This is a genomic window from Pseudomonas sp. StFLB209, from assembly GCF_000829415.1.
GTDB lineage: Bacteria > Pseudomonadota > Gammaproteobacteria > Pseudomonadales > Pseudomonadaceae > Aquipseudomonas.
In genome coordinates this window covers 2097525-2110503 of record NZ_AP014637.1, presented here as the reverse complement: position 1 = coordinate 2110503, position 12979 = coordinate 2097525, and the positions used below count along the sequence as shown (strand labels likewise).

Annotated in this window: 8 protein-coding genes; all 8 read right to left on the bottom strand. The window is 65.1% G+C overall.

What is annotated here, in order from left to right; all coding sequences use genetic code 11:
• Positions 1-33: 33 nt before the first annotated feature.
• Genes PSCI_RS09710 through PSCI_RS09675 form a run of 8 tightly spaced genes read right to left on the bottom strand, consistent with a single transcriptional unit; the run spans position 34 to position 12976 of the window.
• Positions 34-1755: a formylglycine-generating enzyme family protein gene (locus tag PSCI_RS09710; protein WP_373568519.1), complete on the bottom strand. Its 1722-nt coding sequence runs from the start codon at positions 1753-1755 to the stop codon at positions 34-36.
• A gap of 28 nt (positions 1756-1783) precedes the next feature.
• The gene (locus tag PSCI_RS09705; RefSeq protein ID WP_045485710.1) at positions 1784-2986 is read right to left on the bottom strand and encodes an ABC transporter permease; all 1203 of its coding nucleotides are present in this window, start codon (positions 2984-2986) and stop codon (positions 1784-1786) included.
• The gene (locus tag PSCI_RS09700; RefSeq protein ID WP_045485707.1) at positions 2983-3702 is read right to left on the bottom strand and encodes an ABC transporter ATP-binding protein; all 720 of its coding nucleotides are present in this window, start codon (positions 3700-3702) and stop codon (positions 2983-2985) included. Before PSCI_RS09700 ends, PSCI_RS09705 begins: the two co-directional genes overlap by 4 nt.
• Entirely contained in the window at positions 3702-6794 is a 3093-nt protein-coding gene (locus PSCI_RS09695) for a serine/threonine-protein kinase (RefSeq protein WP_045485704.1), read from the bottom strand. Before PSCI_RS09695 ends, PSCI_RS09700 begins: the two co-directional genes overlap by 1 nt.
• Before the next feature lie 8 nt (positions 6795-6802).
• The gene (locus PSCI_RS09690) at positions 6803-7519 is read right to left on the bottom strand and encodes a PP2C family protein-serine/threonine phosphatase (protein ID WP_045485701.1); all 717 of its coding nucleotides are present in this window, start codon (positions 7517-7519) and stop codon (positions 6803-6805) included.
• Positions 7519-8190 carry a type VI secretion system-associated protein TagF gene (tagF, locus tag PSCI_RS09685; protein ID WP_045485698.1) on the bottom strand — a complete coding sequence of 224 codons (672 nt, stop codon included), beginning with the start codon at positions 8188-8190 and terminating at the stop codon, positions 7519-7521. The genes PSCI_RS09690 and tagF overlap by 1 nt, the downstream gene beginning before the upstream one ends.
• Positions 8187-11690: a type VI secretion system membrane subunit TssM gene (gene tssM / locus PSCI_RS09680; protein WP_045485695.1), complete on the bottom strand. Its 3504-nt coding sequence runs from the start codon at positions 11688-11690 to the stop codon at positions 8187-8189. The genes tagF and tssM overlap by 4 nt, the downstream gene beginning before the upstream one ends.
• Positions 11687-12976, bottom strand: coding sequence for a DotU family type VI secretion system protein (locus PSCI_RS09675; protein WP_045485693.1), 1290 nt, complete (start codon positions 12974-12976; stop codon positions 11687-11689). Before PSCI_RS09675 ends, tssM begins: the two co-directional genes overlap by 4 nt.
• Between the last annotated feature and the right edge of the window lie 3 nt (positions 12977-12979).

Sequence of the window (12979 nt, the reverse complement as noted above, 5' to 3'; positions counted from 1 at the left end):
CAGTGCGGGGTCTTGCGGTGTTGGCCGGCACACTCATTGCGTGCTGGCCGATACGAGTAACTGTTTGAGGATGTCGGCCGGGTCGGCGCGCTTGTTCTTGCGGTACTCACCGACGTGACGCACGAACAGCGTGGCGCGGTTCATCAGGCTTTTGCCGATGACCGGCTTGCGCGCCAGCTCTTCCTTGACCCGCTGGAACTGCGCCTGAATCACCGCGTCGGTGTAGCGCGTGCCGGTGGCCAGGTTGTCGATGTAGATCGCCACGGCACCCTCCAGCGCGCTGCGCCCGTTGGCCATCGCCGAGGCGAACATCGCGGCGCTGGCCTGGTCACCGGCATCGGCGGCCTGCTTCTGGGTTTTTTGCAGGTTGGTCAGGCGGATGTTGTAGTTATTGATGGTCTCGGCCACCAGGGCAGCGGACTGGATCAGGTTGCCGGCAGCCTCTTCACGTTGCAGGGCAATCAGCGCCACGTTGCGCTTGAGCTCTTCGTTGACCAGACCCAACTCGGCTTGTAGACGCGGGTCGGCAGTGGTGCCAATGATGCTGTCCAGGCGCTTGGTCGGGTCATTGACCGCATCGATGTCATCGGTCAGCGACGCCAGCCGGCCGTCCTTCTGCCATTGCTCGAACAGCTCCTTGTAACGTGAGCGCGGCGCCGACAGCGCGCCGAGCGCGACCCGAAACCCTGTGGTTTCGTTGCGCTGCTCGGTGCCGTCGGCGGCGAACAACGGATACTCGCGACGCATGCCGGTGAACAGCGTGCCTTCGCCTTCGAGGTAATTGCCGCCCTTGGCCACAAAGCCGCCATAGGTGCCTTGGCGGCGCCCGGCATGCACCAACTGGAAGGATTCCTGCACCATCTCGGCGGCGTTGCCGATCACATCGAACATACCGATCGGGTTGGGCAGCTTGGTGCCAATCGGCATCAGCCGCGCGCCCTGCCCCGTACCGCCAGCCACCTGGCTGTACACCGCCCAGTCAGCCAACGGGCCGTCGCCTTCCTGGCCGTCCTGACGGCGCGGGAACAGCCGGCCTTCCAGATCCTGACGGCTGACCGCCTGGCCGCCACGGGCGGCGAATTCCCATTCCACTTCCGTGGGCAGGCGCACGAAGCCGATCCCGCCGTCTTCGGCGTCCTTGCCACGACCGCTGACCGGCAACAGGTCGCGGTGGTTTTTCATCAGCCAAGCGCTGTACACCGCAGCGAAACGCTCGGCTTCGAAGCGCGACAGCTTGACCTTGGGCAAGCGCCCGGCCATACCGTCCTGGGCCTCGCAAGCCGGGGCGGGTTCGCCACTGGCCAGCGATTGCGCCTGGGCCATGACTTGGGCGTACTGGCGCTGGGTGACTTCGTACTTGCCGATGAAGTACATCATCGGCTTGAGCGGCGTGCCTTTTTCAGCCTTGGGCAACAGTGGCGCGATGGTCTTGCGCCAGGCCGGCGCCAGGTCTTCAGCGGTGAACTGGCCATTGATGAAGTCGCGTCGGTAGCCGGAAATGAACGACTGCTTGTAGCCCGCCTCACCTTCACTGAACGGATAACCCAGGCTGATTTCACGGTCATCCAGCGCGCCTTCAGCGAGGATGTATACGTAGCGCATGACCATTTCGCCGCCACACGGCAATGGCAGGCTGACGTCATCGGGCAACGGTTTGGGGTTATCCAGCTTGTTGCTGGCCGGTGCCTCGCTGTCGCTCTCGGCACACGCGACCAGCGAGGTCAGGCCCAGTGTGGTCAGACACAGCGCGGCCATTGCTCGCGCCAGACAAGCCCTGCGCAACTCAAACATCTCTGATTCCTTCCGAAGCCTGGATACGTGACACCCGCAAGCCGCCCAGGGCGGCGGCGACGGCGCTGGCCCCCAGCACGGCCAACAGGGCCACGAGGTAATGACGCGCCAGCAGGTGGCTGGCGTATTCACCGGCCACCTGCACGAACAGCCGATTCAGGCCCCACTCGGCCAGGCCGTAGAGCAACGCGGCGAGGGCGGCGGCCAGTACCCCGCTGTACAGCGCCTGCAGCATGACGAACCCCAGCAGCGCGCCGCTGCCGAACCCCAGCAGGCGCAACACCGACAGTTCACGGCGCTTGCGTGCGATGGCCGCCAGGGTGCCGGCGAAAATCGCCGCACAGGCACCGGCCATTGCCAGAGCGGCGATCACCCAGAACACGATGGTCAGGTTGCGGCTCAACGACTGCACCTGGGCGATGGCCTGGGCCTGGGTGGCGACCAGAATGCCGCTGTCGGCAAAGTGCCGACGCAGCGGCTCGACATCGTCCAGATGCCGCGCATACAAGCGAAACGCCGGATAGATACGCGGTGCATCAGCCGGTCTGGCTTCGCCCGGCCAGTCCAGTGCCGGCACCGCACGACCGTCGCGATAATCTTCTGCGGCCTGCAACAGTTCCAGGCTGGCAAACAAGCCATCGCGCTGGAACGCCTCAAGCGGCAATACCGCCTCGACCTTCAGGCGCACCCGCCGCACTTCAACACGACCGGCGACCTGCCGGGTGATTGCCGCGTCCAGCCAGTCGCCCATCTTGACCTGCAACTTCTCGGCGGCGGTCTTGCTCAGCAGCATGCTGTCCAGGCCGACCGGCACCGGTAGCGAACCCAGCAGCGGGTCGCCGTGCGCGGTGGGAATCATCTCGACGTTCACGGCCTGCAACTGGCCTGGCAGGCTCAGGTCGGCGGCGGCGGAGATCTGCCGGGTCCGCGGCAGGGCGAACAGGACCTCCGGGCGCTTGCTCAGGTCAGCGATCTGGCTGGCGCTGAAGCGTGCACCGCCTAACGGGATGATCTCGCGCACCGCCGGGTCCTGTTCCAGGCGCTCGGTGAGGCTGCCGATCAGGCCGAACTTGAGGCCGAACAGCACCAGCAGCGGCGCGATCACCGCCACCAGCGCCAGCACACTGCAGGCCGACAGACGGCTGTCGGCACGGTAGTCCTGCCAGGCCATGCTGGCGATCAGGGTCAGGTTCATAAGCTGGCCTGCCCCAGCGTGGCCGTCACGCCGCCATCGGCATCGCGCTGGCAGTCGATGCGCAGCAGGCTCAACCCCGATTGCCGGGCCAGCCCTTCGTCGTGGGTGGCGATCACGCAACAGGCTTGCTGTTTGCGGGCCTGCTTGAGCAGCAACTGCATGACTCGCCCGGCATTGAGCGGGTCCAGCGCGGCGGTAGGTTCATCGGCCAGCAACAGTTGCGGGGAATGCGCCAGGGCGCGGGCACAACTGACCCGCTGGCGTTGGCCCACCGACAGCGCGGCAGGCTTCTTGCGCAATTGGTCGCTGATTTCCAGTTGCTCGGCCAGGTGCTCGACCGTACCGTCGTTGTTCATGCCCAGCAGGCGCCGCGACAGCTCGATATTGCTGCGTACGTCCAGAAACCCCAGCAGCCCGCCGGTTTGCAGCACATAACCCAGATGCCGGCTGCGCAGCGCCGCCAGTTGTTCCTGACGTGCTTCACGCCACAGACCGCCGATATCGAACTCGCCCTGGGCGGTGGAAAAGTCAAAGCGCTGGGCATGATCCGGGGCCAGCACCAGCGCCAACAGATCAAGCAGGGTGCTCTTGCCACAACCGCTCGGCCCGACCAGCGCGCAACACTGGCCACGCTCGAGTTCCAGACGCGGAATCACCAGGCTGTAACGCTGGCTGGCGCTGCCGCGCGTTTTGCGCACCTCTCGCAAACTGAGCATCACGGCAGCGTCGACAACGGTACGCGGTACAGCGCATCACCCGGCTCGGCATCGCCGAAGCGGACCCAGTTGGCCAGATCGTTGTGGAAGGTCTCGTAGAGGCGGATCTTCGATTCCAGCTCGTCGATAAAGTCCTCCTGCTCGGCCACGCTCAACGACAACCACAAATCCTGGGTCATGTTCAGCGACTTGCTGCGGTACGGCAGCCCTTCAAGGTATTCGCCCAACACCCCGCCAGCGGCCAGGTTGGCGCCGTTGCGCAAGGCTTGCGGGTCGCGGCTCATGTAAGCGCTGGCACTGGCGATTTCCTGGAAGAAATCCTTGGGTGAAGTCTGGGTCTTGCGCGCCGCATCGACGATCAGCTTCAGCGATTGCTGCAGGTCGTTGAGTTGCAGTTTGGTGAGCATCACGCAGACCTGAAAGGCCGGCAGCGCCGGGTTGGTCAGGTCTCGGTCAGCGGCCCAGGCACTGACCAACTGCGGCGCCTGGATCGCCGCTTTGCGACCGAGAAAATCCATGTGCATGGCGTAACCGACGGCGGCGGATTTCTCACTCAGGCTGGGCGCCTTGGCCAGCAGCGGTACCGCTTGCGGCTGGTTGCTGCGCACCTGGTGCACCAAATCGGCGAACACCGAGCCGATCTCGCCAACCCGCTCGCCGAACTGCTGCACATCACCACCGGCCACCGGCACATAGAGGTCGCCAATGCGCGGGTTCGGGTCGGCGGTCAGGACCCGATACTGCTGTTCGGCCGAATCGTGATTTTTCTTGCCAGCCTCGGTGCGCAGATGCAGCGCGTAGATTTTGATCTGCTTGCCCAGTGCGGCCTGACGCACTTCGGCTTCGTTCATCCGGGTGCTGCTGAGCGGGTCGCTCTTGCGCAACGCACCGGCATCGCTGACCAGCAGGATCAGCCGCCCGCCGTAGCCGGACCAGTCCATGCCATCGACCGCCTGCATGATCCCGGCGAAGGCGTCTTCATTGAATGAATGGCTGGACACTGGCGTGGCCTTGACCTGCCGGGCCAGTTCCAGGAAGCGCTGCGGGTCGCGGCCCTGCTCCAGGGTGATCAGGGTCTTGCTCAGGTATTGCAAGCCGGGAGTCTTACTGGTGTTGTTGCGAAAGCCCACCAGGCCAAAGCTGACGCTGTCCAGCTCACCGCGCTGGGCGATCTTGTCCTGCAATTGATGGACGACTTCACGGACCTGATCGATGTACGGCTGCATCGACACCGAGGTATCGACTACCAGTACCACCGCCGTACGAAATGCATTGCTGGCCCCTGCGGATCTGGGCTGATCGCCAGCGGTCTTTTGCGGCAGGTTGCCGGGGTCGATCGAGGCAATGTTGAGCATCTGTACCGGCTGACCGTCTTCGTCGAAGCTTTCCCGCGAATCAAAAATCGGCAGCAGGTAGAACTGGTCCTGCGGCACAGCGCTGGCAGCCGGTTCCAGGGCCAGTACCTGGCTGTTGTCCTGAGTGTCGTTCTGCGCCTGCATCAACAGCTTGCGCGCCGCTACCGGATCGGCAATCAGGCTTTCCAGTTTGCCGGGATCACGCAGGAACATCACCGGCGAGCGCCCGGAGCGTTCAGTGAACTTGAGCACCAGACTCTGCTTCCAGTCGCTGACCTGGCTGGCCGGCAGCCAGCCTTCACTGCGCCCGTCACTGCCCGCACCGACCCGCAGCCACGGCTCACCGTTTGCCTGGCGGCGCTCGTAGACATACAGCACCGAGAAGGCCGGCAGCGGTTTATCGACATTGCCACCAGGCTCACTGGCAAACCGCGCACCGGGCTTGCTCAGCACCCGTTGATAGAGGGTCTGCTTGCCTGCCATCAGCAACGGCTTGCCGGTATCGGTTGCCGGTTGTTGCGCGGCATTGAGGGCCGGCGTTGCGGTGGCTGGCGTGCTTGCAGGCGTCGGCGCTGCGGTGGCTGCAGCCTGGGGCGTGGCCGACGCGGCGCCGCCTTGGGCAGCGGCGGGCTTGTCAGCGCTCAGCCAGAGATAACCACCAGCACCGATACCCAGTGCGGCGGCAATCGCCACCGCCAGCAAGGCCATGGCGGGGCCGCGACGGGGCGGTTGATCCTGCAACGCCGGGCGCGCCCGGGATTTGCTCAGATTCGGCGCGGGGCGGTTGACCGGCTCTGCCGCTGCCGGTGGCGGGCTGTCAGGAATCACGATGGACACTGGCGTCAGCCCGGCCAGCTCATCGGTCGCGGCTTCGCTGACCGGCTCATTACCCGGCAGGGTATCGACCACTGGTAAAGGACGCAGCAGGGTGCGTTCACTGTCGCTCTGAATCAGTTCGTCCAGCGCCGCGACCAGCACCTGGGCATTGGCAAACCGCTCGGCCGGGTCTTTGGCCAGCAGGCGGGTCAGTACGTGCTGGTAGCGGCCATGCTGCACCGGCAGTTCCGGCAGCGGTTCGGTCAGGTGCGCCAGTGCTGTGGATAACGCATCCGGGCCGCTATACGGCAGGCGCCCGGCCAGAATCTCGTAGAACACTACGCCCAGCGCATAAAGGTCGGCGCGGCCGTCGATTTCTTGGCCGCGAGCCTGTTCCGGGCTCATGTAACTCGGCGTGCCCACGGCAAATCCGGCCTGGGTGAACTGGGTGCGGTCGTCCAGTGATTTAGCGATGCCGAAGTCCGACAATACCGCGGTGCCATCGGCGCGGAACAGGATGTTGGCCGGTTTTACGTCGCGGTGGACCAGACCCTGGGCATGGGCGTAGCCCAACGCGGCGGCGATCTGGCGGATGTACAGCAGCCCCTGCTCATCTGAAAGCCCGGCCGCGATCCGTTCTTTAAGCGTGCCGGCGGGCAGATACTCCATGGCCATGTAGTACAGCGGGCCGACGTTGCCAATGTCGTGAATGGTCGCAATGTGCGGATGCGCCAGCCGCGCCAGGGTGCGGCCTTCGCGCAGGAAGCGCTCGCAGAAGCTCGGGTCGGCAGCCAGGCTGGCGGCCATGACCTTGAGCGCTACCTTGCGCTCCAGCGAACGCTGGATGGCCAGATACACCGTAGCCATCGCGCCTTCGCCAATTTCGCCTTCAATGTCGAATCCAGGAATTTGCATGTCCATAGCGGCTCTCAACTGGCCTTGACGACAATGGCGGTGATGTTGTCGGGCGCGCCGCGGGTCAGCCCCAGATGGACCAGGCTGCGCACGACTTCATAAGGGTTCGGGTGGCCGAGTACGTCACGGATTTCATGGTCTTCGGCGGTCTTGTTCAGGCCATCACTGCATAGCAGGTAGGTGTCGCCGGCCTGAATGTCCAAGGTCACCTGTGACAATTCCAGCGGGTCGGCAACGCCCACGGCGCGGGTGACGATATTGGCGCGCGGATGAACCCGCGCCTGGGCTTCGCTGAGCAGGCCGCTGTCGACCAGGTCCTGCACATAGCTGTGATCGTGGGACAGGCTTTGCAGCACGCCGTCGCGCAGCCGGTACAGGCGGCTGTCACCGGACCACAGGCAGATGCCCTGGTTATCACGTGCGGCCAGCAGCACCACGGTGCTGCCCATCATGGTCGCCTTGCGGCGTACCGTCTCTGCGCGCACTTCGCGGTTGATATCGTCCAGTTGCTGGCGCAGTGCATCGCAATACACCTGCAACGTGGCCAACGGCGGGACACCGCGCAGCGAATCGACGATCAGGTTGCTCACGTAGTCGCCCGCTGCATGGCCGCCCATACCGTCGGCCACCACCCACAGACCACGTTCGGTCAAAGCCAGGCAGGCATCTTCGTTGAGCGAACGCACCATGCCGGTATGGCTGTAACTGGCCGCCTGGTAAGTCAACGTCATCAAGCACGGCCCTCCTTGCCAAGCAAGGCGCGGGCGAAATCGCTGGCGGCCGGCAGCCCTGGGCAACGCCACAGGCCGGGCTGGATATGCTCACCACCACGCCCCCACCACAGGCTGGAACCGATACAGGTGTGCTCGGCCAGGGCCGCCATGCGCGCCTGGGGATCGGTGGCGGCGAAGCGTTGCAGGCTGGCATCGACCTGCGAAGCAATCCACGGTGCCCCCTGCGGCGCAGGCAGACCCTGCAGACGCGCTTCAAAGTCGGCAAAACTGGCCTCGGCCTGCAAGCTGTCGAGCATCAGCGCTTCGGCCTGCTCGAACCAGCCGTCAGCCTGCAGCCAGGCGCTCAGCGACTCATGCGGCGCCAGGGTCACTGCCACGGTCAATGGAAAGTAGCGCCCGACCCGGTCGATGCTTGGCATCAGCACCCCGGCCACCGCTTGCGCTCCGCAGACCCCTGGCGCCAGTGCAAAGCGCCACAGCGGGCTGACCAGATAAGTCTCCAGCCAGGCGCTGCCCAGTTGTTCCTGGCTGGCCAGCAGGCCGGCGGCCAGCCACTGGTCCCAAGGCTGGATGAACGACTGCGGCAGGCCACGGCTGACGAAGTCGCCACGGCAAGCCAGCTTGCCGTAAAAACCCGGCGCACCAGGGTGTTGTTGCTCTGGGGTCATAACCGCTCCGGCAGACTGAAACCGCTCAGGACACGGCTTTTGAAAGGGTTGAAAGCGCTGTTGGCGCGCAACTCGTAGGCGATGCTGGCACCGTCCACGCGCAGGCGCAGGTTGAAACGGTCCGGCGCACTGCCCGCGACCAGGTCCGATTGCTCCAACAGGCGGAACCAGGCCCATGGGCCGTCCAGGGTTACGGCCGAGCGGCCACTGGCCGACGGCGGGCTGATCGACAGGCGTACCACACCAATGCTGCCGGGGTTGGGCCACTGCATGGCCACCGGGCGACTCGGGCCGTGGTCGTAGCTGATCTGCTGGCCGTCGAGGTCCAGCAGAAATTGAGTGATCGAAGCATCCATGGCCACCGGTTTGAGTTCGAAGCGCACCACCGGCTGGGTGCCGCCGGCGCGGAAGAACGCATCACGAATGGCGCTGGCACGCTGGAAGGTCTGCAGCACGCCGGCATTGATACCCAGTTTCTGCGCCGCACCGGGCTGCCAGCGCCACGGGTTGGCCGAGGTGTCCACGTACGGTTGCAGGTACTTGCGGAAGTAGTTATCCATCACCCCGCCAACCCCGAAGAACATGCCGAAGTCATCCAGCGTCGCATCGCGGGCGCTGCCCGCCGACAGCGGGTAGCGGCCACTGAGCGATTGGCGATAGACGTTCACCACTTCGCTGCTCCAGGCCGCGTTGAGCTGGTTGCGCACGCCGCCCATCATGGTGTTGGTGGTGGAGTTGACCACCGATTTGACCAGCCCGCGCACCACCGGCGGCTGACGTTCGGCGCTCAGGTTGACGCGCGTGGCGGCAGCACTGGCCTGGTTCTTGGCTTCGCCGAGCAAGGCATCACCACTGGCCCCGACCATGGCACTGACCTGCACGTACAGGGCATTCATGTCTGCCAGCAGGGCATCAATGCTGCCCGGCTGCTCAGCGCTGCCCACCAACCGACGCAACTCGGCAAAATGCGCGCTGACCGGGTCGTCATTGGTTGTTTGTGCTGAAGGCGTGGCCGCCTGTTGTTCCTGCCCGAGCAACGAACCCAGGCGCTGCTTGAGTTGATCCACGCCATCTTCGACCGGCTTGCCCTGCGCCGCGAGCAGGCGCTGTTCGGCTTGCAGATCGGTCTGTTGCGCCACCGCTTGCAGGAGCCTCTTGAGCGGTGAGTCAGGCCCGGAAATCACCCGTAGCACGTCAGCCGCCTGGGCCACACTGGTGATCGGCACAAAGTCGATATCGGCGAGCAACGCATCCCACTCGCGCAGGAAATCCTGGAAATACAGGCGCCGCACTTCACCGGCCAGGCTGGCGACATCCAGCACGCCACCTTGGGCACTGCCCAGCACCCACTGCTCTTCGGCCAGCACGCCGGCCTGGCTCAGGCTGTTGCGCAAGAAACCCTCGCGGTAGCCCTTGGCTGTGAACAGGCCACTGAGCGGCTCGCCCAGCGGCTTGCCGCTCTTGCGGCTGAACACCAGTGCCGCATCACGCCCGGCCGCTTCATTGAGGCGGAAGTCCGGCACCCCGTCAGGCAGCTTCTGACGCTTGACCCGGTCATAGACCCGCTGCGCCACCGGCAACTGTTGCAACTGGCGACGCAGGTCGTCGATCAACGGCTGATCCAGACGCGCCTTGGGCGGATGCCGTTCAAACAGCGCCTGCAAGTGCCCGGCCAGCGCCTGACGCTGCTGGGGCGGCAGGTCACGGGGCAGGTTGCGCTCCCAGTCGAGGCTGATCCAGGCCTTGATGAAGTCGGCATCGAAGTGTTCCTGGTCGGCCAGCATCAGGTACGCCTTCAAGCCTTCGTACAGATAGTCCGTAGAACCGCCGGAACGCAGCTGCTCTTCGATGCGGCTGACCAGCCGCGGCGCGAATACCGCGATCAACAGCTTGCGGTACACGCTGCCGGATTCAGCTTCGAGCATGTCACCCTGGTACAGCCCAAGTCCTTCGGACCAGCCCGGCGGATCACCGGCCAGTTGCCGCACAGCATCGAGCAGCGGCAGCACGGCCAGCACATCGCGCTGCGCGGGGCTCAGGTTCTGCACCTGCTGGCCCAGCGGGGCGAGCTTGCCATCGACCTGGGCAATGTAATCCTGATTGGCACGGTAGCTGACCCACCACAACGAGGCGACGGTGACCACCACCAGCGCGGTGGCCGCCAGCACACCACGGGCGATCCACTTGCGGCGCTGCTCGACTTTCGGGTCGGCGCTCATCAAGCCTTGCTCGGCAAAAGCCACGGCGGTGAACAGCTTTTCGATGAAGTAACTGCGCCCGGTGCCGTTTTGCCGCGCCAGGTGTTGACGGTCCAGGCTCATGCTCTGCGCCATCACGCCAATCAGGCGGTCGATCGGGCTGCCCTCCTGAGTGCCGCTGGTGAAATACACCCCACGCAGTAACGGCCGGGTTTCATAAGGGTTAGGTTTGAACACGCCCTCCAGAAAGCCCTGCAACGCCTGGCGCAAAGCAGCGAACTGCTGCGGGAAGCCATAGATCAGGTCGCGCCGCGCCGGGTCGCGCTCCTGTTGCAGGCGCTCGACCAGCCGCTCGTTGAGGCGTTGTTCCAGGGCGGCCAGTTCCGCCGGGAAATCCTGCAACGGGCCGGAGGCGCTCTTGCCGTCGTCCAGGGCGAAGGTGGTGCCCCACACCTGGGCCCGTTCATCCTTGCTCAGCGCATCAAAGAACTCCATGAAGCCCGGCAGCAGGTCCAGCTTGGTGAGCATCAGGTAGATCGGGAAGCGCACACCCAGTTGATCGTGCAACTCCTGAACCCGGCTGCGGATCGCCACCGCATGGGCAGCGCGCTCTTGTTCGCTGCACTGCAACAGGTCCGACAGGCTGATGGCGATGAACGCACCGTCGATCGGCCGGCGCGGGCGCTGAGTCTTGAGCAGGTCGAGAAAGCCCAGCCAGGCGGCTTTGTCCACCTGGGCGTGGCTGTCCTGTGTGGTGTAGCGGCCAGCGGTGTCGAGCAGCACGGCGCGGTCGGTGAACCACCAGTCGCAGTTACGCGTCCCGCCGACCCCACGGATCGCGCCGCTGCCCATCTGCGCAGCCAGCGGAAAGTCCAGGCCGGAGTTGACCAGCGCGGTGGTTTTGCCCGACCCCGGCGGGCCGATGATCACGTACCACGGCAGCTCATAAAGGTTGCGCCGCTGGTCACCGCCCAGGCGAGCCTTTTTAAGCAGCGCCAGCGCTTCGTCCATGCGCTGGCGCAGGGTCGCCAGCTCTTCGGCGGTGGCGACACTGGTCGGGTCGGGCGCGGTTTCGGCGGCCAGGCTTTCGATGACTTTGGCGGCCTGGCGGCGCGCCTGGATAATGCGATACACCCGCCAGCCGACCCACACCGCCCAGAGCAGGCCGATCAGCACCCAGCGCCGGCCCTCCGGGACCAGCGCATCGAGCAGCGGCCCCACAAACCAGATGATCAGGCTCAGGGCAATCAGCCCCAGTACCGGCACCACCCAGCGAATGACAAACCCCAGAAACGCCTTCACTCGACGCCCTCCGCCAGTACGGTGATTTCAACCCGGCGATTCTTCGCCCGTCCTTCGGTGGTGGCATTGGAGGCCACCGGCTCGGTGTCACTGCGGCCTTCGGCCGTGAAGCGCTGCGGCTGGCCGGTGCGTGCGGCGAGGATTTGCAGCACTTGCTCGGCACGGGCCTGGGACAGCGCCCAGTTGGACGGAAAACGCAGGGTGGCGATGGGTCGGTTGTCGCTATGCCCGGTGATGCGCACCTCGCCCTTGACCTTGCTCACCGCCTCGGCGATACGCAGCATCAGCGGCTGATAGGCATCGACAATGGTTGCGCTGCCGGAGGCGAACAGTTCGTCACCGCGAATGGTCACCACCGAACGGTCTACGGCGTCTTGCACAGCAACCTTGCCGGCGCGAATCTCGTCAGCCAGAAAGCCGGCCAGGCGTGGACGCTCGACCACCTTTGGCTGAATCACTGGCCGGTCGATGGCCTGCACCGGGATTTCGCCCAGCGCATGAATGCGCTTGAACACCGGCTCCGCGTCATTGGCCAGCTTCATCCGCAAGCCCAACAGCAGCAGCAACAGCAGCGCCACGCCAATCGCCACACCGACCCAAGGCGGCATGAACTGAGCCAGCCGGTCACGGGCCAGCACCAAACCACGCCAGCGCGGCGACAGCTCTTGCTCACGCTCGCCACGGGCACTGCGAATCGCCGCACTGGTGCGCTCGCGGAGGGCTTCAAGCTGGCTGCGGCCGTTGTTCATGACCCGATACTTGCCTTCAAAACCCAGGCTCATGCACAGGTACAGCAGTTCCAGCAGGTACAAACGTTCACGCGGCGTTTGCAGGCAGTGCTCAAGCAACTGAAAGGACTTTTCGCCGCCCCAGTTTTCGTTATGCACGGTGACCAGCAGGCTCTGCTTGCCCCACTCACTGGCGCTGCCCCACGGAGTACTCATCACCGCTTCATCAAGGGCCGTGCACAGCACATAACGCGCCAGCAGCACGTCGTTACGCGCGACACCGGCGGCATCGGCGCGCTCTTCGAACTGGCGCAACTGGGCCAGCAGTTGGGCGCGCAAACTGGCCGGTGCCGGATGGGCGATGGTATTGCGCAGCCGGGTCAGCAACGCCAGCAAAGGACCGGCGGCTGCCTCCAGCGGGTTGAGGCCGTCGCCCTGACCCGCCGCCAGGGCAGGACCTGAGGCTTCGCTCGGCGGCTGTGGTGCCGGCGCACTGGAGGGCGCCGGGCGGCCGCCCGGGCGCGGCATGAACTGGGTGCGATCGTCGTTCGAATGCATCGC

What these genes read in the sequence shown, in the direction of transcription:
- PSCI_RS09710 (WP_373568519.1), bottom strand. Translation starts at nt 1,755, where the DNA reads ATGGCCGCGCTGTGTCTGACCACACTGGGCCTGACCTCGCTGGTCGCG.
- PSCI_RS09705 (WP_045485710.1), bottom strand. Translation starts at nt 2,986, where the DNA reads ATGAACCTGACCCTGATCGCCAGCATGGCCTGGCAGGACTACCGTGCC.
- PSCI_RS09700 (WP_045485707.1), bottom strand. Translation starts at nt 3,702, where the DNA reads ATGCTCAGTTTGCGAGAGGTGCGCAAAACGCGCGGCAGCGCCAGCCAG.
- PSCI_RS09695 (WP_045485704.1), bottom strand. Translation starts at nt 6,794, where the DNA reads ATGGACATGCAAATTCCTGGATTCGACATTGAAGGCGAAATTGGCGAA.
- PSCI_RS09690 (WP_045485701.1), bottom strand. Translation starts at nt 7,519, where the DNA reads ATGACGTTGACTTACCAGGCGGCCAGTTACAGCCATACCGGCATGGTG.
- tagF (WP_045485698.1), bottom strand. Translation starts at nt 8,190, where the DNA reads ATGACCCCAGAGCAACAACACCCTGGTGCGCCGGGTTTTTACGGCAAG.
- PSCI_RS09675 (WP_045485693.1), bottom strand. Translation starts at nt 12,976, where the DNA reads ATGCATTCGAACGACGATCGCACCCAGTTCATGCCGCGCCCGGGCGGC.